The organism is Saccharibacter floricola DSM 15669 (genome assembly GCF_000378165.1).
In the GTDB taxonomy this organism is placed as follows: domain Bacteria; phylum Pseudomonadota; class Alphaproteobacteria; order Acetobacterales; family Acetobacteraceae; genus Saccharibacter; species Saccharibacter floricola.
This window is the reverse complement of sequence record NZ_KB899339.1, coordinates 24,098-45,675: the sequence shown is the minus strand read 5'-3', so window position 1 is coordinate 45,675 and position 21,578 is coordinate 24,098. Positions and strand designations below refer to the sequence as shown.

General features: G+C 50.3%; 23 protein-coding genes, 1 tRNA gene and 1 pseudogene. 11 read left to right on the top strand and 14 right to left on the bottom strand.

Annotated features, from left to right (window positions below; genetic code table 11):
• Positions 1 to 43: 43 nt before the first annotated feature.
• On the bottom strand, positions 44 to 502 hold the full coding sequence (locus F457_RS12540; RefSeq protein ID WP_018980513.1) for a 5-fold beta-flower protein: 459 nt from the start codon (positions 500 to 502) through the stop codon (positions 44 to 46).
• A gap of 299 nt (positions 503 to 801) precedes the next feature.
• On the opposite strand from F457_RS12540, the gene F457_RS0107460 reads away from it, so the two are divergent.
• Together F457_RS0107460 and F457_RS0107455 are read left to right on the top strand one after the other, a co-directional pair.
• Positions 802 to 1,827 (top strand): tyrosine recombinase XerC, encoded by a 1,026-nt coding sequence (locus F457_RS0107460; RefSeq protein WP_018980512.1) that lies wholly within the window; start codon positions 802 to 804, stop codon positions 1,825 to 1,827.
• On the top strand, positions 1,824 to 2,771 hold the full coding sequence (locus tag F457_RS0107455; RefSeq protein WP_018980511.1) for a retroviral-like aspartic protease family protein: 948 nt from the start codon (positions 1,824 to 1,826) through the stop codon (positions 2,769 to 2,771). Before F457_RS0107460 ends, F457_RS0107455 begins: the two co-directional genes overlap by 4 nt.
• A gap of 40 nt (positions 2,772 to 2,811) precedes the next feature.
• Here the strand turns inward: F457_RS0107455 and F457_RS0107450 are convergent, their stop codons facing one another.
• The 6 genes from F457_RS0107450 to katG form a co-directional block, all read right to left on the bottom strand.
• On the bottom strand, positions 2,812 to 3,576 hold the full coding sequence (locus tag F457_RS0107450; RefSeq protein ID WP_018980510.1) for an SDR family oxidoreductase: 765 nt from the start codon (positions 3,574 to 3,576) through the stop codon (positions 2,812 to 2,814).
• A gap of 12 nt (positions 3,577 to 3,588) precedes the next feature.
• On the bottom strand, positions 3,589 to 3,975 hold the full coding sequence (locus F457_RS0107445) for a heme-binding protein (protein ID WP_018980509.1): 387 nt from the start codon (positions 3,973 to 3,975) through the stop codon (positions 3,589 to 3,591).
• Between the two features lie 511 nt (positions 3,976 to 4,486).
• Complete coding sequence (locus tag F457_RS0107440) at positions 4,487 to 4,903, bottom strand: hypothetical protein (protein WP_018980508.1); 417 nt, start codon at positions 4,901 to 4,903, stop codon at positions 4,487 to 4,489.
• A 330-nt stretch (positions 4,904 to 5,233) separates the two neighbouring features.
• The gene (locus F457_RS0107430; RefSeq protein WP_018980506.1) at positions 5,234 to 5,800 is read right to left on the bottom strand and encodes a cytochrome b; all 567 of its coding nucleotides are present in this window, start codon (positions 5,798 to 5,800) and stop codon (positions 5,234 to 5,236) included.
• Positions 5,801 to 5,923: 123 nt separating this feature from the next.
• On the bottom strand, positions 5,924 to 6,370 hold the full coding sequence (locus F457_RS0107425) for a pseudoazurin (protein WP_156809394.1): 447 nt from the start codon (positions 6,368 to 6,370) through the stop codon (positions 5,924 to 5,926).
• An 88-nt stretch (positions 6,371 to 6,458) separates the two neighbouring features.
• Positions 6,459 to 8,705: a catalase/peroxidase HPI gene (katG, locus tag F457_RS0107420; protein ID WP_018980504.1), complete on the bottom strand. Its 2,247-nt coding sequence runs from the start codon at positions 8,703 to 8,705 to the stop codon at positions 6,459 to 6,461.
• Between the two features lie 691 nt (positions 8,706 to 9,396).
• On the opposite strand from katG, the gene F457_RS0107415 reads away from it, so the two are divergent.
• The 7 genes and pseudogenes from F457_RS0107415 (at position 9,397) to F457_RS0107380 (ending at position 14,186) form a co-directional block, all read left to right on the top strand.
• Positions 9,397 to 9,473, top strand: a tRNA-Asp gene (locus tag F457_RS0107415).
• A gap of 205 nt (positions 9,474 to 9,678) precedes the next feature.
• On the top strand, positions 9,679 to 10,329 hold the full coding sequence (gene queE / locus F457_RS0107405) for a 7-carboxy-7-deazaguanine synthase (protein WP_026294271.1): 651 nt from the start codon (positions 9,679 to 9,681) through the stop codon (positions 10,327 to 10,329).
• A complete protein-coding gene (gene queC, locus F457_RS0107400; protein WP_018980502.1) occupies positions 10,326 to 11,039 on the top strand; it encodes a 7-cyano-7-deazaguanine synthase QueC in 714 nt (237 codons plus the stop codon). Before queE ends, queC begins: the two co-directional genes overlap by 4 nt.
• The gene (locus F457_RS0107395) at positions 11,036 to 11,593 is read left to right on the top strand and encodes a 6-pyruvoyl trahydropterin synthase family protein (RefSeq protein ID WP_018980501.1); all 558 of its coding nucleotides are present in this window, start codon (positions 11,036 to 11,038) and stop codon (positions 11,591 to 11,593) included. The genes queC and F457_RS0107395 overlap by 4 nt, the downstream gene beginning before the upstream one ends.
• Positions 11,594 to 12,156: 563 nt before the next feature.
• Positions 12,157 to 12,826 (top strand): annotated as a pseudogene (locus F457_RS13590) (transposase).
• 359 nt (positions 12,827 to 13,185) lie between these two features.
• A complete protein-coding gene (locus F457_RS13930; RefSeq protein ID WP_169584116.1) occupies positions 13,186 to 13,329 on the top strand; it encodes a hypothetical protein in 144 nt (47 codons plus the stop codon).
• Between the two features lie 131 nt (positions 13,330 to 13,460).
• Positions 13,461 to 14,186, top strand: a complete 726-nt coding sequence (locus F457_RS0107380; RefSeq protein WP_083912729.1) for a CPBP family intramembrane glutamic endopeptidase — start codon at positions 13,461 to 13,463, stop codon at positions 14,184 to 14,186.
• A gap of 44 nt (positions 14,187 to 14,230) precedes the next feature.
• Here the strand turns inward: F457_RS0107380 and F457_RS12535 are convergent, their stop codons facing one another.
• Both F457_RS12535 and F457_RS0107365 read right to left on the bottom strand, forming a co-directional pair.
• The gene (locus F457_RS12535) at positions 14,231 to 14,908 is read right to left on the bottom strand and encodes a hypothetical protein (RefSeq protein ID WP_020684114.1); all 678 of its coding nucleotides are present in this window, start codon (positions 14,906 to 14,908) and stop codon (positions 14,231 to 14,233) included.
• 294 nt (positions 14,909 to 15,202) lie between these two features.
• Positions 15,203 to 16,579 (bottom strand): S41 family peptidase, encoded by a 1,377-nt coding sequence (locus F457_RS0107365; protein WP_156809393.1) that lies wholly within the window; start codon positions 16,577 to 16,579, stop codon positions 15,203 to 15,205.
• Between the two features lie 569 nt (positions 16,580 to 17,148).
• Between F457_RS0107365 and F457_RS0107355 the strand changes: the two genes are divergently transcribed.
• Together F457_RS0107355 and F457_RS0107350 are read left to right on the top strand one after the other, a co-directional pair.
• Positions 17,149 to 18,216: a catalase gene (locus F457_RS0107355; protein WP_018980495.1), complete on the top strand. Its 1,068-nt coding sequence runs from the start codon at positions 17,149 to 17,151 to the stop codon at positions 18,214 to 18,216.
• A gap of 14 nt (positions 18,217 to 18,230) precedes the next feature.
• A complete protein-coding gene (locus F457_RS0107350; RefSeq protein WP_018980494.1) occupies positions 18,231 to 18,773 on the top strand; it encodes a cytochrome b in 543 nt (180 codons plus the stop codon).
• A gap of 198 nt (positions 18,774 to 18,971) precedes the next feature.
• Here F457_RS0107350 and F457_RS13770 read toward each other — a convergent pair whose 3' ends face one another.
• The 5 genes from F457_RS13770 to folB form a co-directional block, all read right to left on the bottom strand.
• Positions 18,972 to 19,145 carry a hypothetical protein gene (locus tag F457_RS13770; protein WP_156809392.1) on the bottom strand — a complete coding sequence of 58 codons (174 nt, stop codon included), beginning with the start codon at positions 19,143 to 19,145 and terminating at the stop codon, positions 18,972 to 18,974.
• 362 nt (positions 19,146 to 19,507) lie between these two features.
• Positions 19,508 to 19,798 (bottom strand): transposase, encoded by a 291-nt coding sequence (locus F457_RS14390; RefSeq protein ID WP_018980492.1) that lies wholly within the window; start codon positions 19,796 to 19,798, stop codon positions 19,508 to 19,510.
• Positions 19,783 to 19,965 (bottom strand): hypothetical protein, encoded by a 183-nt coding sequence (locus F457_RS13760; RefSeq protein WP_018980491.1) that lies wholly within the window; start codon positions 19,963 to 19,965, stop codon positions 19,783 to 19,785. The genes F457_RS14390 and F457_RS13760 overlap by 16 nt, the downstream gene beginning before the upstream one ends.
• Positions 19,966 to 19,993: 28 nt before the next feature.
• The gene (gene folE / locus F457_RS0107330; protein WP_018980490.1) at positions 19,994 to 20,641 is read right to left on the bottom strand and encodes a GTP cyclohydrolase I FolE; all 648 of its coding nucleotides are present in this window, start codon (positions 20,639 to 20,641) and stop codon (positions 19,994 to 19,996) included.
• Positions 20,642 to 20,662: 21 nt separating this feature from the next.
• A complete protein-coding gene (folB, locus tag F457_RS0107325) occupies positions 20,663 to 21,520 on the bottom strand; it encodes a dihydroneopterin aldolase (protein WP_018980489.1) in 858 nt (285 codons plus the stop codon).
• Between the last annotated feature and the right edge of the window lie 58 nt (positions 21,521 to 21,578).

The following is a 21,578-nucleotide window of genomic DNA, read 5'->3' as shown; positions in this document are numbered from 1 at the left end:
ACGTAATCCCCACAAAATCTACAATAGACATCAGTCATAGATGTTACTGCTTATGGTTTTTGAAATAATGCGTTAGCATCTCAAAAGCCGCAATACCACTTCCCGATGGAACGTTACCTACTGTACTATGATACTGATCTTCAACGGTGCCATCACTCCCAAGATAACCAATGGTACTATGATACTGGTCTTCAATAGTTCCGTCACTCTCAACATAACCAATCGTACTATGATACTGGTCTTCAATAGTTCCGTCACTCTCAACATAACCAATCGTACTATGATACTGGTCTTCAAGCGTTCCGTCGCTCCCAATATAACCAACCGTACTATGATATTGATCTTCAACCGTTCCGTCGCTCTCAATATGGCCAATCGTGCTATGATATTGATCCTCAACCTCTCCACCCATAGACGTACCATCCGTAGCATGCGCTACAGATGACAGCATTAGAGGAATAGCTAATAAATAAATACTAAAAACAGAACGACAATATGACATGACAACTCTCCTTTGTCCTGTCTTTTACATCCCTATTATCACTCAGAAAATCAATATAATCCAATATTATTGTTTTTTAACATTTTAGACATATAAACAATTTTCATCAGCATCTTTTATTATTTAAATATTACATGTGTCCTCTATATGCAGCCAAGATCTTATTTGGCGACAAGAAGCCACTCTACGAAAAAGACCTCCCGTAACGCGATGCCCCCTTCTGGTGCATTGCTTATCATAGTGGTAACATAACGTGGTTTATCACTATGATCCTTTCCTTGTTGCGGTCGAGAAAGACCATGAAACCTTTACCAGAAACATTGCCTCCCTCTTCCGTTCACACAGCCCAGCAAGCGCTCGAAAGCTGGGTGTCTTGGTTGCGTTATGAAAAGCGCTCAGCTGAAAAAACCGTCATTGCCTATCAGCATGATGTTGCCCAAGCGTTAGGCTTTTTCACGCAGCATTTTGGTGGGGACTTGTCTCTTTCTGGTCTGGGGTCACTCAAACTTGTCGATTTCCGCGCATGGCTCGCTCATGACGCCGCACAAGCTGAAGCCCGAGCGCAGCGCACCCCTCAACGCGCTCATAGTCACGATGGGCAAGCACGGAGCCGGGCGCGTCGTGTATCATCCCTGCGCTCCTTTTACACCTTCTTGCGCCGTCATTATGGGGTCAGCAACCCCGCCCTCTCGCTTCTGCGTAGCCCACGGCTCAAGCCCCGCGTGCCACGCCCCCTCAACCCAGAAGATGCCCGTAAAGCCCCTGGGGATATTGCCGATATTGTCTCATCCCCTCATGTAGCCCTCCGTGATGAAGCGCTCTTTACGCTGCTGTACGGCGCTGGTTTACGCATTAGTGAAGCTCTCAGCTTGAATGTGCGTGACCTTGACCGGCTCCATGATGGGCTCATGACCATCATGGGAAAAGGCCAAAAAGAACGCGTTGTCCCTATTCTTCCCGTCGTGCAGCGAAAGCTGGAAGCATGGCGCGCTGCTCACCCCGCGCCGCACCCTCAAGCGCCGCTCTTTTGCGGGGTGCGCGGTGGCCGGCTGAACCCCGCCATTGCTCAACGCACAATGCGTCAATGGCGACAGATGGAGGGCCTCCCCGATACAGCCACACCGCATGCGCTACGTCATGCTTTTGCCACCCATCTCATGCAAAACGGTGCTGACCTCCGCGTTATTCAGGAATTGCTGGGCCATGCCAGCCTCTCGAGTACGCAAATCTATACTCTTGCCGATGAGCACAGGCTTATGGATGTCTGGAAAAAAGCACATCCCCATGCAGACAAACCTGCACATTCTGAGGAGAGTTCCTCGTGAAACATGGTTTCTATTGGAGGCGACACACCCGCCATACGGCCGCCGCTCTGCTCTATAGTGCGCTTATGGTCTTCTCCACAGCTCAGGCCGCACCTTCTTGCCGTATGGAACAAGCCGCCACGCTTCCCTTAAGCGATGCAGACCATACCGTCAGTAGCCCCGCCCACATAGACGGTCATCCTGTCTCACTCATGGTAGATACAGGCTCGGAGGGAAGTCTTCTTACCCCTGAAGCGCTCGTGCGCTTTCATCTCCATACAGACCCTGATCACCACACCGCTATCTTAGGGCCGGATGCCCACCCTCATCTAGTGCCCAATGTCCTCGTTCAACAGCTCGCCTTAGGGAACGTCCATCGTGAGGCCATCACGGTGCCAATGGGAGCGCTGCCGCCCTTTCCTACAGTTCAGCCGCCGCTTCTGGGCCTGATTGGAATGGATCTCCTCGGCCAATATGACCTAGAACTCGACCTTGCCCATCATCGCATGGCATTATGGACTGTGCAGGTTGGCTCAACATTGTGTCAGCACCCACCATTATGGTCTCATCTGTGGCTTAACCTACCGGCTCAACGCTATCATGGGCGCTTCCTCGTACCTTTCACCCTCGATAACCATCCAGGCCTCGCCCTCATCGACAGCGGGTCTCGCTCAACTGTCGTAAGTACATATTTCGCCCATCAACTGGGGATTACAGACGCCCAGCTCGCGCATGACCCCGGAGGGGAAATTGCTGGGCTTGGTCTCAAAGAACACAGCTATCATTGGCACCAATTCCATCTCCTCCGCATCGGCACAGAAGATTGGACGACCCCAACCTTAACCGTCGCCCCTGTGCATGACCATGCTGATATTTTACTGGGAGCAGAATGGTTCCAAACGCATCGGCTATGGCTCTCCGCTGCGACGGGTCATGTTTTTGTGCAGGGTGTAGAGGGGCATTAACCCCTCTACACACCTTTATGTACAAGCGTTTTTTACGCCCTTACCATGTCCACACAGCGGCTTCTTGCTGCTTAATGGCGTCTTCCATATCTTTTGGGAACAGGTTGCGGAAAGGCGATTTTGGATTGTCCACGACATCCGCCATCCCTTCTATATCCTGCTCCTGATCGAACTGCTCCATCGGGAAGGTCAACTCCCCTTGAGGGAAGATAGCGGTCTCAGGATCATACCAATATTTCGCTCCTTCCATGATCCGATCATTAAAGCCCGTCTGATAAGGGCCCGGATTGATCGTCGCAAAGGAAATTGGCTTATCCGCAAACTCCTGATGCAAGGCTTGCGCTGCCGCTTCCAGCGCATGTTTAGACGCGCAATAAGCCCCTCCAAAGGGTGGGGTTATGACCCCTGCGATGGAGGACACAAACACAACGCGTCCAGCATTCTTACGCACGAACTTTTTCAAGAATAGTTTGGTCAGTTCAATCGTTGCGAAGAAATTGATATTGAGCTGACGTTGGAGAACCGCCGCAGGCATGTCGGCCAGCGAGCCCCCTTCCCCGATCCCAGCATTATTGACGAGAATATCCACCTCAAGACGACTGGCATATGTCCGATCCATCTCATTGGTGATATCAAGACGAAGCACCTCAACTGACAGCCCCGCCTCTGCCACCTCATGACGCAAAGCACTCACCTGAGCGTTATTTTCCACGCCCGCATAAACCTCATGACCACGACGCGCCAAAGAAAAAGCAAGGAACTTACCAAGGCCTGTCCCGGCCCCTGTGACGAGGATTGTTGACATATCAAGACTTCCTTAAAAATACGATGATACAGCGTTCATAACAGCGTGAGCAGCAGGCTGGTCAATCTCAGGGTTTTCCATCGAAACACCAACATAATACGCCGTTTTCCCATCTACTGTGCGGCCCACGGCACCACCTGGCAGAAAACAATAGTCAGGGCTCGTCATGGCAGCAAGGCCTGAGGCCCCCAACTGTTCTGCAAGCTTATCGGTATCTGCCTGAAAGGAAAAAGCGGTGTATGCCTTTTGTGTACTCAGCTTTTCACTACACGGCGTGATCTCATCACTGCGAAACCACAAGAGAAGCCGCCCTTCACTGTTGAGGACAGCGCAACAATAGTGCCGACTAAAACCATCCAAGGTTTTTTGGGCATCGGCTAATAGTAACGAGAGGGTCATCCCCACGGCCCCTTTCATACTCAGACTGTATGGGTGGACACTTTCTCGGCCATCCCAACACGATAAAAATAAACCGACCGGTCAGTCTATTTATTGTAAATAGACATCTTCGCACGCGTCCTGCAAGCTATTTTTATACAATCCGCACACTCACTACGAGAACTTAGCCCCTTATAGGGAGGCATAAGAACGAAAGCATGCGTGACATGTTGGAACCTACTCGCTCTTCAAGGTTCAAGAGGGCATGGCAAGCCCCTCTATGATGCACTCTGCGTTTTCTGATGACGTATAGCCTGTGTCTGTATCGGAACTTTTGAGTGAAGGTCGTCCAGCCCCGGGAAACGTCGTCAAAAGACACGCAGCGGCCCCATTGACGGTTCTTTGACGCTATCAGGACGGGATCCACTGGGTGTTCGGCACCCTTATGCAGCTTTGTACCCCACATGTCTTGCATGTGTCAGGCCGCACCATCTCACTGTATCACACCATCATGCTGTCATTTGGCAGGCCCCTAGCAGCAATCACCTCCACCACAATCGCTACTGCCGCTTCCACCATTGCAACAATCACCCCCACCGGAAAAGAAAGATGACCCTTGTTGTCCTCTGCTACGGGTAGAACCGCGCGACCCGGCGATCACACAGAGCAGCAAAAAGAGGAGAATGATCAACAAAGCTGAGGCACCTGACAGCAGCAAAGCAACATATTCAATAGGATGCAGCCTATCGGTCTCCGCCCTATTAGAACTTTTCCTAAAAAGCAGGAGATAAGCCGGCGGAAACGCTGTGCACACCATCGCCCATAAAGGGACAGAACGGCCTTTTCTTAATGCGGTATAATACCCACCGAGTCCTGTTATCAAGCAACCGAGCGCTATCCCCAGCAAGATGACCGCATTCTGTGTCTGCTCATCCCATTTAATCGTCATGGCGGGGCTTTCTTCGCTCGTGGAAACGCACGCTTAGACCGCCACAATACATGAAAAAATAAGACTCTACAGTCTTCTATGAAAGAGTAAGAAAAGTATTTTATTGCTTATGATACGCTTTCTTGGAGTCATTTAAACTCAAGACATTAGAGCCGCCTCCTGAATCAGGACGGGCTCGTTGGGACAAGTCATCTTCCCCGAAGACGAGCTGCTGTTCACACACAGGACACAGATAGCCATCATCGTGCATAATACTTTCCCAGACCAACGATCCTACAGTCTTATAGAATGTGATCCTCAGTATAGCATGATGATAAAGAAATATTTGCCTTACTTAGACGGACGACGTACCATCATCCGGGCAACCACACCATCACGCTTCACCACAGCATGGTAGAGAGCCGCTAGAATATGCAGGGCAATGAACCCAGCAAACGCCCATGAAAACCACTGATGCAGCTGCAGCAGGAACATTGGCAAATCGCCATCATCCATCACGCTCTCAGGCAGAGGGATAAGCGGCCAAGAGACCCAACCAAATAGGACGATTGGCATCGCCATAGAAGACATGGCAAGCCACCCTGTTGCGGGTAACAAAATTTGGAAAAGATACAAAATGCCTTCCACACTGCCCGCAGCAACACGCTGCACTTTTGGAACAGACGGTGGAAAAGCCGGTGCTTTCAGATTGCGTGTTAGCCGCCAAACAATGCGGACAATAATCAGCACCATTGTCGTAATCCCAACAGACTTATGCAGCGTATGCAAAGCCGTCGGATCATCAATGGACGCATGGTCCATATACAAACCCAAAGCGATCAGAAAAAGCACGAGGAGCGCAATAACCCAATGCAACACGATAACAACTGTACCGTAACGCTCTGGTGTTTCCGTCATTTATCCGTTTCCTCTAAAACTGCTTTTCCATAACACATTGGAAAAGAAACGTCTTTTTAACAAGGCTGAGGAAAGAGGCTAATGATCATTCTCAACCTCTTCCCTCCCCTGAGAGCAACACGGTTAGTGACCGCCGTTGCTGTCTACCTGCTGGAACAGCTCATTAAAGCGACGCTTCTGTGCTCCAAACATCGGAGCCTTGCGTGCCTGAGCCTCGTTGTTGGCATTATCAACAACAACCAACCCCACCATACCAAGCATGGCATGAGGCAGGCATTTGTAACCGTACACACCGGACTTCGTAAATTGCACGGTTTTGTCCTGACTAAACGGAACACTGAAGGACGGTGCTCCATCAGGGATCATCCCAGGAATGGACTGGGCGTTATGGCCTTTGTCCGCTGGAATGAAGTGAACGCTATCGCCAGAGTGAATATGTACAACGGCCGGCTCGAAGCCATAACCACCTTGGCTACTATGGCTTAGCATTTTCACATCAACCGTCGCTGCGGAAGCGGACATAACTGTCGCCATTAACAGGGCAGAAGCCCCACCAATAAACTTGAACATGCTAATCTCCATTTCGACACCCCGCCGAGGGAACCCCCCGGCGGAATGAGTGATCAAGCGCTCTTCTCTTATCGAAGAGAAACGTCTCTTATCGTTGCAGATCGAAACGATCGAGGTTCATCACCTTCGTCCAGGTCTTCACGAAGTCGTTGTAGAACTTCGCTTTACCATCGTCGGACGCATAGACCTCAGCAGCAGCACGCAGCTCAGGGTTAGCACCGAAGACGAGGTCAACGTCTGTTGCGTTCCACAGCTTCTGACCAGATGCGCGGTCAAAGCCTTCATACAGGTCTTCCTGACCTGGAACCTTCTGCCAACGTGTATCCATTGTCAGAACATTGCTGAAGAAGTCTGGCGTCAGTGTGCCAGGTGTCTTCGTCAACACACCGTTGGAAGAATGACCGGTGTTGACGTCCAGAGAACGCATACCACCCAGAAGGACGGTCATCTCAGGAACAGTCAGGTTCAGCGTACTGGCCTTGTCAACCAACGCATTCAGAGGTGGCGTACCATCGGCATCAGCGCGGTGATAGTCACGGAATGCATCAGAGGTTGGCTCCAGCAAGTTGAAGGAAGCAACATCTGTCTGCTCTTGTGTGGCATCACCACGACCCGGAGCGAATGGAACCTGGATGTTCACGCCAGCTTTCTTAGCGGCATTTTCCAGACCCACATTACCACCGAGAACGATGATATCAGCCAAAGCCACTTTGCGGCCACCATGACGTCCAGCATTGAACTTGTCACGGATCTGCTCAAGCTTCGGCAGGATGGTCTTCAGCTCTTCTGGGTCGTTCACAGCCCAGCCATTTTGCGGCATCAGAGCCAGACGGCCACCGTTTGCACCACCGCGATGGTCTGTCACACGATGAGAGGACGCTGCAGCCCACGCTGTTTTGATCAGTTCACGATCAGACAGGCCTGTACCCGCAACCATCTTCTTCAGCTCACGAACGTCAGCTTGGTTGATGATCTTAGCTGGCGTGTTGACCGGATCTTGCCAAACGAAGGTTTCCTTAGGAACTTCGTTCCCGAAATAGCGGCTCTTTGGCCCCATATCACGGACGACAAGCTTGAACCATGCACGAGCAAACGCATCAGCGAACTCATTGGGGTGTTCAGCCCAACGTGCAATGATCTTGTGGTAAACAGGGTCAGTCTTCAGCGCGATATCCGTTGTGAACATCATGATCGGACGCAACTTGGACGGATCGTTCGGATTAGCTGGATCCGGAGCGATGTTGTCGTTCGTTTTCGTGCGCCACTGATGAGCACCCGTTGGGCTCTGCGTCAGGACCCAATCGTTGTTCAGCAGGTTATCAAGGTACTGCGTCGTGAAGTGGATCGGATCAGCAGACCAAGAGCCTTCTAGACCACTGGTTGATGCATCATCTGCTGTACGCTTGCCCTTAATGCAGTGATCAGCCCAACCAAGACCCTGATTCTCAACGCCGTTAGCGATTGGAGCACCGCTCAGGCAGGAGTTTGGATGTGCACCGTGAGCCTTACCGAAGGTATGACCACCGGCGATCAGAGCCGCTGTTTCCTCGTCATTCATAGCCATACGACCGAATGCAAGACGGATCATTGCAGCAGACTTGGTTGGATCAGGATCACCGTTTGGCCCTTCTGGGTTCACGTAGATCAAGCCCATATGGGTCGCTGCCATTGGGTGTTTCAGCTTCCCGTCTTTGCTAACCTGGAAAGAGGCCTTGTTCGGGAAGAATGAAGTGCCTGGCCCCCAATAGATCAGCTCAGACTGCCAATCATCTGGACGACCACCCACGAAGCCGAGGGTTTTGAAGCCCATCTGGTTCAGCGCAACATCACCTGTCAGGATGATAAGGTCACCCCAGGAGAGTTTCTCGCCGTATTTCTTCTTAACAGGCCACAGAAGGCGCTTCGCCTTATCAAGGCTTGCGTTATCTGGCCAGTCATTAAGCTGAGCGAAGCGCTGCTGAGCACCTTCCTCACCACCACGACCATCAAGAGCACGGTATGTACCAGCGTTATGCCAAGCCATACGGATGAAGAACGGCCCATAATTGCCGTAGTCAGCCGGCCACCAAGGCTGTGAGGTCAACATAACCTTTTCGATGTCCTTACGAACTTCTTTCAGGTTAAGTTGCTCAAACTTCTTGTGGTAAGACGTATAATAGCTTGAACCGTACGGATCAGACTCAGAGTCGTGATCACGCAGCTTGGACAGGTTCATGCCCTTTGGCCAGTAATACTGGTTTGGACCCGGAACATCGGCTGCCATAGCAGCTGAAGCGAAGGATGTCAGGGTTGTGCTGGCAATAAGCAGAGCCGCCCCGAAATTTTTCAGTTTCATCCTGATCAATTCCCTATTCGGTGGATATTGAAAATCTTTGCAAGCTACATAGCAACAACAGTTCTGGCCTGAGGATCAAGCCATTAAGTGAGTGCTACACATTACGATCTTATACTAGCTAGAGAGCACGAGGAAGGCCAATAGCTATTTTAAATAACTCTTATAAGTTATCTTCGCTAGTAATCGGCTCTGCCTCACGCAACACCTCCTCTGTGTAAAAGCGATTCTACATTTAAAAGACGTTAACTTCAAACCTTTTGGACAAGAATTACCTTGGAAAAACGCGTCTTTTAAAAGCCATAATAACAGCGCTCTATTAAAATTTTCTCTTATTATTAAGACCAATCATAGGGTCACAATTCATACTAGCCTATAGACGCCACTCTTCAGGAAGACATACACGAGACGCTTACAAGCATACCCTAGAGAAGCTGATGAGCAGTCTTGTAAGCTGACCTGTCTCACCTTCTCTCTAACATAGAAACGCACCCTACACACCCATAATAACCTGCAACATAGAAGCCCTTACCGTGATAACTTTAAAAAAGCGTCTTCATAAAAATTTGAAAAAAATGAAAAAAATGAAAAAAGCCCCTTGCCACACTCATAACTGACTGATAGATAACCGCTCATCCCGACACGGGGTGCTCTTCCAAACCTTCCTAAAGAGGGTGTTAAGGATAAGCAGTCTGCGGGTGTAGCTCAGTTGGTTAGAGCGCCGGCCTGTCACGCCGGAGGTCGCGGGTTCGAGTCCCGTCACTCGCGCCACTCTTTTTTAAAAAATGAGTGGCACTTTTATAGAGTAGTGGCTTTTGACCTTCCTTCCATGGAAGGTTTTTTTATGCGCGCTTTCTAAAAAGAAAACCTCTAAAATCCCCGACATTCCTTCCACTGAATGCAAAACGACTTTTCTCTTCACTCTGTCTAAAGAAAAACCTTGCATCTCAACGGCCTGTCCCCGACATGTCTGCCTATGTCTTATTCTGTGAAGGAAATGTTTGCCACCCTCCAAGGGGAAGGGGCACAAAGCGGCCGTGCAGCGATCTTTTGTCGATTCACCGGCTGTAATCTCTGGTCAGGGCGCGAGCAAGATCGTGCCAAAGCGCATTGCACGTTCTGTGATACGGACTTCATCGGCCTTGATGGCCCCGGCGGAGGACGATTCTCAACTCCCGAAGCTCTGGCAACCGCCCTTCAAGCCTGCTGGCAATGTGCTACTCATGATGACGAAAGCCACCAGCATCGTTATGTCGTCTTCACAGGGGGAGAGCCCCTCCTTCAGCTCGACCCACCTTTGATCGAAGCCGTCAAAGCGCACGGCTTTACCATTGCTGTTGAAACGAACGGAACCCTCCCCGCCCCAACGGGAATCGACTGGCTGTGCGTAAGCCCCAAGCCCGGCCCCGAGCTTGTTCAAACAAGCGGCGATGAGCTCAAGCTCGTCTACCCACAAGAAGCCCTGCCCCCGTCTCTTTTTGAAGCGATGGATTTTACACATTTGTGGCTCCAGCCTCTCGATAATGAGAACCGCCTTCGCCATACTGAACAGGCCGTACGCTATTGCCAAACGCATCCGCAATGGCGCCTTAGTCTGCAAACACATAAATTGATCGGAATTCCATGACCGCGTCCTCTCAGAACCGCGCCCTGGTCCTGTTTTCAGGCGGCCAGGATTCGGCCACCTGCCTCGCTTGGGCCCTCGCTCGCTTTGACCATGTTGAAACCGTCGGCTTTGCTTATGGGCAGCGTCATGCTGTCGAGCTTGAATGCCGTGAGACGTTACGCCGCTCATTCGCCGCTCTCAGCCCATTATGGGCAGAACGGCTTGGCCCAGACCACACGATTGATCTCGCCAGCCTTGGGGCTTTGTCTGACACAGCCCTCACCAGTGATGCAGAGATCACCATGAGCGAGAACGGTCTTCCCAACACATTCGTGCCGGGGCGCAATCTCATCTTCTTGACTTTTGCCGCTGCCCTCGGTTTTCGCCGTGGGATGAAACATATCATTACCGGCGTCTGTGAGACCGATTATTCTGGATACCCAGACTGCCGTGATGACACCATCAAAGCGCTGCAAGTCGCCCTAAACCTCGGGATGGAACAACGCTTCGTCCTGCACACGCCCTTAATGTGGATCGACAAAGCCCAAACGTGGCAGCTCTGCGAAGAACTCGGGGGTGCCCCGCTGATCGACACAATCCGCCAGCAAAGCCATTCCTGCTATAAGGGAGACCGCACCCATGAGCACGCATGGGGGTATGGCTGTGGAGACTGCCCCGCCTGTGACCTCCGTGCAGAAGGGTGGCGTCGCTTTCAGGAAGGGCTTTCATGACCGATACACCCCAGACAGAACTCGTTTTTACCCGTCGCTTTTGCATGGCTCACCGTCTCATTGCCGGAGCAAGTGAGCGCTGTGCGATTCCCCACGGGCATAATGAATATGTAACCGTCACACTCGGCACAGGCCCCAATAACCCTCACACCCGCCTTGATGGCCACACGAATATGCTGCTCCCCTTCGCAGAAGCAAAAGGCCGTTGGCACCGCTTTATTGATGAGCGGGTGGATCATTGCTTTCAGCTCTCAGACAAAGACCCGCTCGTCCGTTGGTTTGCCCAGCATGAACCCCAGCGCCTTGACCGCATCCTCATCACACCGGGAGACCCCACGACTGAAATGCTCGCCGCTGTTCTTATGTCAAAACTCAGGGCTTTTCTCCGCGATCAAGGTGAGCTGCTCACAGTGCTGAGTATTGAGATCAAAGAAACACCCACCAACACAGTGCGCCTTCACGGAAACCCGCAACACTATCTGCCGCCTATAGAGGGGCCATTAGAAAGCGTCTGGTGGAATAGAGCCGATGATACGATCGCTGATGGGATATAAGAGGTCAGAGAGACATCAACTGTTGCGTTACCTTTTTGACACCCTCCCCACTGAGCCATCTGTAGAGAACATACGGGTGGCATTTGTATCTGGCTTTTACGGGCCACATTCTCAAGCATCTCGACCCAGTTTGTAAGAGATCTCATCATTCTCTCTGCTTCAAGAGATGAAGCTGTGGTTACATAGAAAGACAGTGCTGCCCCACAATAGAGCGCCCCCATGCTCATGATAAAAAGAAACACATGATGCTGTGCAACAGAAGTAGGCACGGCATTTCCTTGGGTTCAGGCCGGTCGATGTGAGGGCTCAAGGATGTTTCAGTTTCCTTAAAAGACAAGACTGAAGATGAACGCATGACACGTCATCTACGCCCTTTCCTCAAAGAACCACGGCAAACCATGCCTTAATGACCGCCGCGTATTAAAGGGGCTTATTTTTACCAACCAACATGGTTTGCACTAAGATCCGTTAGGTTTTGAACGACGGGCAGGCTTCCTATTGTCTGTCATAAGTGTGAGTGAGACCATTTCTCTGATCAGAGCTGGTTCCTCTGGGAGCCTCTTATTGAGGAAGTCCCCCAAAAGGAAAGACACCGCCCAAGAACCGTCGGCAGACAATTTCTGCAAGTTTCTGGCGACATCAGAACAGTGCGACATGGCGAGACGTGGTGTCTGACAACGTCTTTTCGACAAGGGCAGCCGCAAAAACCCAGCCGTGGGCATGGTCTTCCTTGATGGTACGATCATTCGTGCTCATCATAAGGAAGTCGGGGCGGCCAAAAAGGGAAATACATAAGCAGCCAGAGAAGTCGTAACGCTCTTAGCCGCTCACATGAGAGATTTTGTCACCAAGGTCTGCGGTGGTGCGGACAGACACAGGAAAGCGCTGTCTTTCATGCTTCCACCCGGGCAGGCCCATGAATTACCGTCTGCTTATGCTCTTCTTGATAACCTGCCTCACCAACCGGGTTATGTCGTCTGTGACCGTGGGTATCCCTCCCAAAAGTTCCAAAGCGCTCTCTGGAACGATGGAGCGTGTCCTGTTAGCCCAACACGGCGAAACGACCCTGACATCAGTTGTCCAAAATGGACTTACAGACACCGCCATCTGATTAAAAACCTGTGGGCAAGGCTCAAGGAGTGGCGGGCTGTTGCAACCCGATATGAAAAGACCGCTCTTTCCTTTCTCTCCATGATCCTCATCGCTGCTACAGCAGATTACCTCAAGACCTAACAGAGCCTAGCCCCTTAATATTCGACCGCAGGAAGGTACCCATACGCCCATAATAGAAAAGTGACTTCGACATCAGTTCTCCGTGATGAAATAACAGAACGCGATCTAAGGTTTCAAAGCTCTTCATGGAATTTATGCGACGCCTATCCTCGGTCACAGACTTTGGCGCCAAAATTCCCCATGTGAGCAACCAAGAGTGTCACACTTTTGGGAAACGGATCGTTTACCATCAAGAAAGACCATACCTAGAACCCGGGGCTTTACAGCTGACCAAGGCAAAAACATTGCCATACACCCAACTTTAACAAAAACTGGGCGCCATCCACCAAGGACTAAAACTCAAAGGGAAAGAGCCCGCCATGTCGCGCTATTCTAAGGCCGCCAGAAAATCACGACTATCGTTATTTGAGCGCGGTTTTTCCACTGGAGGAACTGTCTCAATCAGTGGCTCTCCCAAAGAGCAAATTGGATCAGAAAAGCTGATTGTATCATGCTCACAATGAACCGTTAGGCTGATTGTTCTCCTCCGCAAGCATCCTTATTCTTGATCGTCCTACAAAACGCGACAAAAACTTATTGCACTATCAAAATTAAATGACCAATACTTATTTATCGTCTCGTCAATAAGGATGCCATGATGAATGATTTTTCCCTATATTGTGCAGCCATGTTCCTAGGGGAGATTATATTCATCCTCCCTTTTATTCTCCTCTCTCCACAACGACAGTATCGTTATATCATACTTCTTTTTGCCATTCTTCTCGGTGACATCATCGTCACTGTCTCACCTGTTCATCTTTCGCTTCATATCGGCCACTGGAACTGGATTGGTAAAACCCTCGCCCTCCTCTTCTCAATTATCCTCATCTATGTGCTCAAACTTTCTCCAAACGCTGTTGGTTTGCGTTTGCCACAGACAGCTCGTCAATGGAGGGATACAGCCCTCGGCATTATGGTGTTAATGGTCTATATGAGTGTAATTGTCTTTGTCTCAGGTGATCCTTCTTCGCCCAATCCCCTAGAAAATTGGCTCTTTGAAGCAACACTTCCGGGCATAGATGAAGAACTCTTTTTCCGTGGTGTCGCAATCGTGGTCACCTCGCAAGCCTTTCCCCAATTACGCTTTAATATCCCGCAATGGGTTGCACCTTTTACCATCACAACCGGCATGTTCGCGCTTTTCCACCTCTTTTCAATCTCTCACGGACATGTCAGCTTCAACTGGTTAAGCACTCTTGCAGGCGTTCTCCCGATCAGCATAGGACTTTATGTTATTCGTTATCGCACAGGATCCGTCTTCAGTGGCATGGTCGCCCATAACATGGCCAATCTCACAAACTTCTTTCTGACAACCTCTTAACGATGCCTTAGCTCCCCAGACATCATCTGGGGAGCCACATGTTCTTAAGCCGCATATTTTTCCACAAAAGAGAGAGGACACGCCACGATCTGTTTATCCAGCGTTTGCAAGGCTCGGATCCATGGCACTATTGTCCCCTCGTCAAAGGAAAAATTCCCCTCTTTTGTCAGCTGTCCTAGTTGATTTTTCGCACTATTAAGTGCAACCGTGCATTTAGCTAATCCGCCATCTGACCGGATCGCAAAGCTATTGGGCATCGTCGCATAACAGACATAGCCTGCCCCCTCTTCATTCGGGTCCGTTGGTTGAAAATCCTGCAAGATTTGTGTCAACTCACGGTGACGTTGCGCTGATGTCTGGCTTTTATGATCGACCGTTTCAAAAGTATGGTCATGCTCACCACCTAAATGAGCGATATTTTTGAGCAACACACTAAAAAACGCGGGATCTAGATGTTTTTTAATCAAAGCTGATAATTCTAATAACGAAGCGTGATTTTCTGCATGAAGATGCAATCTTAAAAGGATTTTCCCCTTTGTAAGACGCCCTTCTTTTCTTAGTTTATTAAATAAAAGAACATTCGCCCATATTTTATCAAAACTACGGTCGGGGTGATTAATGAAGCGCATCACATTATGAAAATCTCGCGCTCCATCAAAAGAGATTTGATAATCCGTTATCCCTAACTCCCCCAGAACAAGAAACGTCTCTTCGTCCAGCAAGTAACCATTAGTCGTCGCTGACGATATAAGGCGGAACCCATACTCCTTTGAGCATATGACAACACATCAATCAAAATATCTTTAGTCAGAAGAGACTCCCCACCAAACCAACTCAAATTGAGAAGAGACAGGTCCGGTGCACGCATAGTGAGAAGATTTTTCACCCCCTCTACCGTCTCCTCACTCATCCTCCCTTGCGTATAATCTTCATAGCAATAGGTGAATCGAAAATTGCATTTCTCTGTCGGGAAAAGCGTCAACCCGAGATAAGAAGGATCAAGCGCACATGCAATCTTATTGTCCATGATGTTCTTTCTTCATAACGGTATTGATATATTTGACAGCTTTTTCTAAGACATCGTCTTTCCCCGCTAAAAGCTCTTCTTGCGTTAGAGGGATTGAAATATCCGGCATTATTCCCTTCCCTTCCGCCTCAGTTCCATCAGGCCACAACACATTGATGACCCCGACACTAAATCTCATATTTTGTTTTGGGAAAAAAACATCAGAACGAAGGCCATACCCTCCCGCGCTTTCTTCCCCCATAATGACAGCTCTCTTAGATGATTTCATTATCATCAAAAAATCCTCACAAGCTGACGCACAACCGTCATCTGTGAGAACAAAAACCTTCCCATGGTACAATGTCTTCGGTTTTATGACGTCCCCACCAAAGCGAAACCATGTATGCGAATAAGACAGAACATCTGATAGGGCTACATCACTGTAAGCATCATTAACCGCGATATGCTGCGGGCTCATCCCAATTTCATCTTTCGTTGGTTTTTCCAAAAGAGACTGTATTAAATCATTGGGTGCACTCCCCCCGCCATTCCCTCTGACATCAAACAATAATGCGGGAACATCCTGATGATCTCTCACCGCCTGAACCATTTTTTTCTCATTCTCAGGATGAGAAAAATCAGAGACCGTAATACGCTCTATTCCAGGGGCAATCTGCGACACGGAGACACCCTTTACAGCCACATAACGCCCCTTAATCGGAGGATTTTTTTCAGAAGAATCTGAAAGATTACGATCTACATCAACTGATACATCCTTCTTCCCCGGAAAATGGAAAGTGAGCGTGAACTTTCGTGGCCACAGCCATACCCCATACTTCATAGAGGTCAGATCTTGTCTTTGGTCCCTTAAAGAACTATCCGAAATAAACGCGACTTGTTGATCGGCCCATGTTGAAAAAACGTCATGATTAATCGCGCTAATTTCTACTCCTACAGGGACTGACTTTGTCCAAGAGCGTGTAACAATCCACTTTCCCTCAATAAAACCTACTCGGAAAGGAAGGCCGGGGTAGCAGTGCACAAGTTGATCCTTAAAACTCGTATGAGTATTATGAAGACTTGCAAAAAGCTTTGCTGTTTTCTTGTCAAAGTCGAGCCGTGTAGATATTGTCGAAAGCGATTTTAGATAATCTTGATAATGCTCATCGAAGTCATATGATGGATCTAACGAGCTCCAATGCGCAAAACGCGCCGTAACAGACGCATAAATACGACTCGCAATCCAAAACCTGTCAGCCATTGAAGGGGCCGCTAAAGTCGCAAAATCCTTAGACGTTGGGCATGATGCTGTTGGTGTTTCCGCCACCCCATATGAAGGGGTCAGAAAAAAAGCTGTTATATATATAAGAAGAAAAGTCTTATTCACGTTATATCTATCCCACCCATTACATTATGTATGCTTATTAATTCAGACTTTTCTCACAATGGCCTATATTAACACTCATACTTAGCAGTCTCTCCAAAAGATCATCAGGAGAATCCTTCACGACAGCCTTAAGCAAACAAGCCATTCACTGAAGGGCGTCCGAAATAACCCACAGTGATATGGCTTTATGCCACATCGACTTTTTCATCCTGTGCTGAGCTTGCAAGAGTTTGACCACTCGCTGCGGTTAAAAGAGGAGCAGCGGCAGGGGCTGCGAGGATGATTTTCTTTGACTGTTCCATGATGTCACTCCTTTTTGCTGTGTGACCTTTTTACTTTACAAAGAAGTCTTTTTGAAAAGATTTGATATAGATCAAAATATCATTTTTTTATCGAAACTATTTTATAAGATATTGTTTTTATATAGGAATGTTATTCAGAGAATAGCCTCACTCTAATCAGTGATACATATGATTCCGATCATCCTTTCCCTTGTCTCCTACGCATACCCCCCATAGAGTGGTATGTTTCTATTCTCTTCTTTCCCCCACTTGTTAGCGTGAATCTTTATGTCTCAAACATCGTCCTCACGCCTCCTTCGTTGGGGCTGTGTGCTTCTTCCACCGGCTCTTTTAGCGGCAGGTTTTGCTTGGGCAGCAGGGCTATTTTCTCCGCATCGTCTTTCAACCGCCCGTTTTATGACGGTGCTCGAAAATGGTGGCGGGGCGGCTCCCGGTTTCCGGCGCGCACACTCAAAAGGTCTCTGTGTTTTAGGGCAGTTTGATGCCTCTGGCGCTATGACCGCCTATTCTAGCGCTTCGGTTTTCTCACAATCCCATATCCCCGTCACAGGGCGGCTGGCTCTTGCCCCTCCTTTCCCTCATATTGTTGATGGGCCAGGTATTGTACGCAGCATGGCCCTCCGCCTTCAGCCTGACCATGCACAGGAATGGCGCACCACAATGAATGATCCGCCATTGCAACCAATGCGCGACATTCAGGATGCGTTTGCCTCCTTTAGCGCCAACCAACGCGATCCGGTCACACATAAACCCGACCCTCGCCTTGCAAAAGCGTATGAAGCAGCGCGTCCATGGCTCAAAACAGCCTATGCAGCTAACCGTGCTCATGTCATGTCGTCTGACTTTGCCAATGATACGTTTAACAGCCTCGACAGCTTCCAAGTGACCAACGCTCAAGGGGAAAATCACACGGTGCGCTGGAGCATGGTGCCTCTCTCCCCGCCGGATGCTCCTGTGCGGCCAGAAGACGCGCATGACCCTAACGTCCTCTTCACGCATGCGATCGCTTCCTTACATCAACAGCCTTTGCGCTGGAACCTTGTCGTTACCATCGCCAACCCGAGCGACCCTGTGAACGACCCAAGCCAACCTTGGGCACCCACAGACCGCACCATAACGGCCGGAACCCTCACCCTGCACAGCAGTGCCAGTGAGGATAACAGCCCCTGTGGTGGCATGGTATTTGATCCCACGATTCTACCAAGTGGCCTGTCACTCTCGGGAGACCCCCTCCCCGCTCTGCGCTCTGCGGTTTATATGCGCTCCTTTGTGAAACGCTCGGGAGAAGCCAAAGACCCCAGCAGCATCACACCCGCTATGACACAGCCTCATTAAGCGTAGGATTGATTATGTCTTCTTCATCATCACCGCGCGGTTTTGCGCTTTCTTCGCGGCTTGTCCATTGGGTCATGGCCGTCCTTATTCTTGCAATGCTAGGGCTCGGGCTTTTTATCGCCCATAGTTCCACAACGCACTATGTCACCTTGTTGCATCTTCACCTGATTACCGGGGTCAGCCTGTTAGTGCTGGTTATTGTGCGGCTTCTCAATCGTTTTGTCGTCCCAACGCCTGAGCTCCCAACGGATCTCACCACGCCTATGCGTCTTGGTGCTATCGGGGCTCATCTCGCACTTTATGGGCTCATGATCGCTCAACCGCTCGTGGGCTGGGCCATGCTCTCTGCTGGTGGTTATCCCATTACACTTGGCGGCAGTGTGACGCTTCCGCCGCTTATTGCGCCTGATCCAGCACTTTGGGCCAATCTACGGCAACTCCATACCATCCTTGCCTATAGCTTTATTGCCGTCATCTTGCTTCATATCGTCGCAGCACTCTTCCACGGATTGATCCGCCGTGACCATGTGCTGTCTTCCATGGTGAGTGGAAAATAACACCCATTTGCTTCTTATAAGAAGGGCCTGAACCTCATTACATTGTAGGGGTTCAGGCCAATAAAAAAGCGCTACAGCTATACTTTTGCGTCAGTAACACTCCCAATCCATGCAGCGTGACTCTCTCAAACGCTTTTCAAAATGTTCGGCAGCCGCATACGCTTCACTCTAATCGTTGTCGAAACAACCGAACCGTTTCTACTCACAGAACTCAGAACTAACAGAAGGCGCTTTGTCACTGGGGGCGTCCAAATCAGCAAACATCTCTTCTGAACTAGAAGAGCGCTTCCCTCCCCCAGCATTGAGGCTGTTAATGGCCTCAAATGTCTTCGCATTGGGTTTAAGGTCATCGGCCATAACGATCTCAGTCACCTTTAGGTTCTGTTGACACATGATGGGATCCAGATTTTCACGGCTACTATGTTGAGAAAGGCAAGGAAGGATTTTCGTGTTTTGTCATACCGTGTGACGATACGACAAAACTGCTTTAGTGTCTTGAACATGCGCTCACTATGATTGCGATCCCTATAACCATGGATGTCGTAGGGAATATTCTCTTTACAGTATAATCGCAGCGGGATAACGGGCAGAACCGCTTGGAAAAGCAAGGTTTCTCGTATGTTATCGCTATCATACCCCTTGTCGGCTAGAAATCGACGAAGGGGTGCGACCAAAACCCTCCTTATATGTCCCCTTTTGCGCCAGCGGCCTGGCTGTGAGCCCGGACAACGGTGCTATCCATCATATGTTGGTTGCCAATCATCGGTCAAACCGAGGTCAACCAGTGTGTCGAGCAAAGCATCCCAGACCTCTCGTTCGGCCCATCGACGAAACCGAACGTAGACGGAATTCCATTTCCCGTAACGTTCATACATGTCTCGCCAAGGACAACCGACACGCAGGACATACAGCATTCCGTTGAGAAAAAGCCTATTATCGTGTGCTGGACGTGACCAGCGACCATGCTCAGGCGGCAAAAGATCACCCATAATCGCCCATTCTGCGTCTGTTAAATCACCGCGCATCCGCGCCACATCAATCTCAGGAAATATCCACGCCCAGCGTTCATTGTTCCTTGAGCAATGGCCGTGCCCTGTTCGACAGAACACACCCATTCATCAGCGATATGATGACGGCCTGACGTTAAGTTGGCTTGCTCGTTTTCCCCATAAGAGCCCTCACCATGCCGCACGCCCCATCACATCCAGACACGACCCAGCTTAACCGCGCATCAAGCTCATAATTTCTTGCCGTGCTTGGAAATCTTCGGCCCATAGCCCGTGTGCGCCTGTTGTCACCGTCGTAGAGCCCGGCGTGCGTACACCACGAAGGCTCATGCACATATGCTCTGCTTCCAACATCACCAACACAGCTCGTGGTGCCAGCACATCGACCATGCCTTGCACAATCTGGTCTGTCAGCCGTTCTTGCAGCTGTGGACGACGAGCATAGCCTTCCACCAAACGCGCCAGCTTACTCAGCCCCGTCAGACGGCCACCATCAGGGAGGTAAGCCACATGTGCCCGACCAAAAACAGGCAAAAGATGATGCTCACACATTGAATGAAAGCGGATATCTTTCACCAACACCACACCGCTATGATGGTCCGCACTGAACTGCTTGCGTAGATGCTCACGCGGGTCTTCATACAGGCCTGAAAAGACGTCCAGATACATCTTTGCCACACGATCAGGCGTATCGCGCAAGCCTTCACGCGTTGGGTCTTCCCCCACAGCCGTGAGAATCTCGCGCACATTGCGGGCGATCCGCTCTTGCGCATCCTGTGGGCATGCAATCGCCCCGGCTTTCCCCTCAGGTGTCGCCTGTAGCGGCATAGGGGCCGCATCCTGCTGATCGTTGGCTGACATGAACCTATCCTTGCTCCCCTCTCACGACCGACGCCGCGTCACATCTCCTAGCGTGCGTGGAAGCTGTGCTAGCGCGTCCTTCACACGACGTCCAGAAATCTTACGCTCAGGGTCTAACTCCGCCAAGGGCTCTAGCACAAAAGCGCGCTCCCATAAATGACGATGCGGCAGCGTCAGCACCGCACTTTCATGATGACGCTCACCATAGAAGAGAATATCAATATCGACCGCACGCGCCCCCCACCGACGGCCCGGCACACGGCCAAGCTCGCTTTCAATCTGCTTACAGCGCTCTAGCAATGTATGAGGCGGTAGAACAGTCTGGCCGATCGCAGCGATATTCACAAAAGGCGGTTGGTCTTCCACCCCCCAAGGGGCGCTATCGTAAAAGTCCGACACTTGCTCAATCGCGATGCCCTCACAGCGTGACAGCGCATTGACCGCGCCCATCAGCACCGCCTCGCGCTCACCCAGATTAGCCCCAAGCGAGAACCCCACCATATGATGACGCACCTGCGTTACCGTCGCACTACTCTCCTGCAAAACATGCGGCACAGGAGCGGACGGTTTACGCACCTCCACCGTCACCTCTTGCACCAAAGGGCAACGCTTTAAAATACGTTGGGCAATCCGCCCAGCGACGGTTTCAATAAGATTGAGCGGCGGCCCTGTGACAATCTCAGAAGCGATCTCACTGAGTTCGGCGTAACAAACCGCCTGCTCATACGCATCGCCTTCAATGGCCGCGCTCAAATCCGCCCCGATCTCAAGCGATACAAAGAAACGCTGCCCAAGGCGCTTTTCTTCTTCCAGCACACCATGATGACCAAAAAAGCACAGATCGCGCACGTTTACGCGGGTTAGAGGAGGCGTAATCACAGTCTATCCTTTACTATAGGTTCATCATAACGCGCCGCCAGCGCCAGTGATGGGGCCA

What these genes read in the sequence shown, in the direction of transcription:
- F457_RS0107425 (WP_156809394.1), bottom strand. Translation starts at nt 6,370, where the DNA reads ATGTTCAAGTTTATTGGTGGGGCTTCTGCCCTGTTAATGGCGACAGTT.
- folE (WP_018980490.1), bottom strand. Translation starts at nt 20,641, where the DNA reads ATGTCAGCCAACGATCAGCAGGATGCGGCCCCTATGCCGCTACAGGCG.
- F457_RS0107350 (WP_018980494.1), top strand. Translation starts at nt 18,231, where the DNA reads ATGTCTTCTTCATCATCACCGCGCGGTTTTGCGCTTTCTTCGCGGCTT.
- F457_RS0107460 (WP_018980512.1), top strand. Translation starts at nt 802, where the DNA reads ATGAAACCTTTACCAGAAACATTGCCTCCCTCTTCCGTTCACACAGCC.
- F457_RS14390 (WP_018980492.1), bottom strand. Translation starts at nt 19,798, where the DNA reads ATGCGCGGTGATTTAACAGACGCAGAATGGGCGATTATGGGTGATCTT.
- F457_RS0107380 (WP_083912729.1), top strand. Translation starts at nt 13,461, where the DNA reads ATGATGAATGATTTTTCCCTATATTGTGCAGCCATGTTCCTAGGGGAG.
- queC (WP_018980502.1), top strand. Translation starts at nt 10,326, where the DNA reads ATGACCGCGTCCTCTCAGAACCGCGCCCTGGTCCTGTTTTCAGGCGGC.
- F457_RS12540 (WP_018980513.1), bottom strand. Translation starts at nt 502, where the DNA reads ATGTCATATTGTCGTTCTGTTTTTAGTATTTATTTATTAGCTATTCCT.
- F457_RS0107430 (WP_018980506.1), bottom strand. Translation starts at nt 5,800, where the DNA reads ATGACGGAAACACCAGAGCGTTACGGTACAGTTGTTATCGTGTTGCAT.
- F457_RS0107445 (WP_018980509.1), bottom strand. Translation starts at nt 3,975, where the DNA reads ATGACCCTCTCGTTACTATTAGCCGATGCCCAAAAAACCTTGGATGGT.
- queE (WP_026294271.1), top strand. Translation starts at nt 9,679, where the DNA reads ATGTCTTATTCTGTGAAGGAAATGTTTGCCACCCTCCAAGGGGAAGGG.
- katG (WP_018980504.1), bottom strand. Translation starts at nt 8,705, where the DNA reads ATGAAACTGAAAAATTTCGGGGCGGCTCTGCTTATTGCCAGCACAACC.
- F457_RS0107440 (WP_018980508.1), bottom strand. Translation starts at nt 4,903, where the DNA reads ATGACGATTAAATGGGATGAGCAGACACAGAATGCGGTCATCTTGCTG.
- F457_RS13930 (WP_169584116.1), top strand. Translation starts at nt 13,186, where the DNA reads ATGTCGCGCTATTCTAAGGCCGCCAGAAAATCACGACTATCGTTATTT.
- F457_RS0107395 (WP_018980501.1), top strand. Translation starts at nt 11,036, where the DNA reads ATGACCGATACACCCCAGACAGAACTCGTTTTTACCCGTCGCTTTTGC.
- F457_RS0107450 (WP_018980510.1), bottom strand. Translation starts at nt 3,576, where the DNA reads ATGTCAACAATCCTCGTCACAGGGGCCGGGACAGGCCTTGGTAAGTTC.
- F457_RS0107355 (WP_018980495.1), top strand. Translation starts at nt 17,149, where the DNA reads ATGTCTCAAACATCGTCCTCACGCCTCCTTCGTTGGGGCTGTGTGCTT.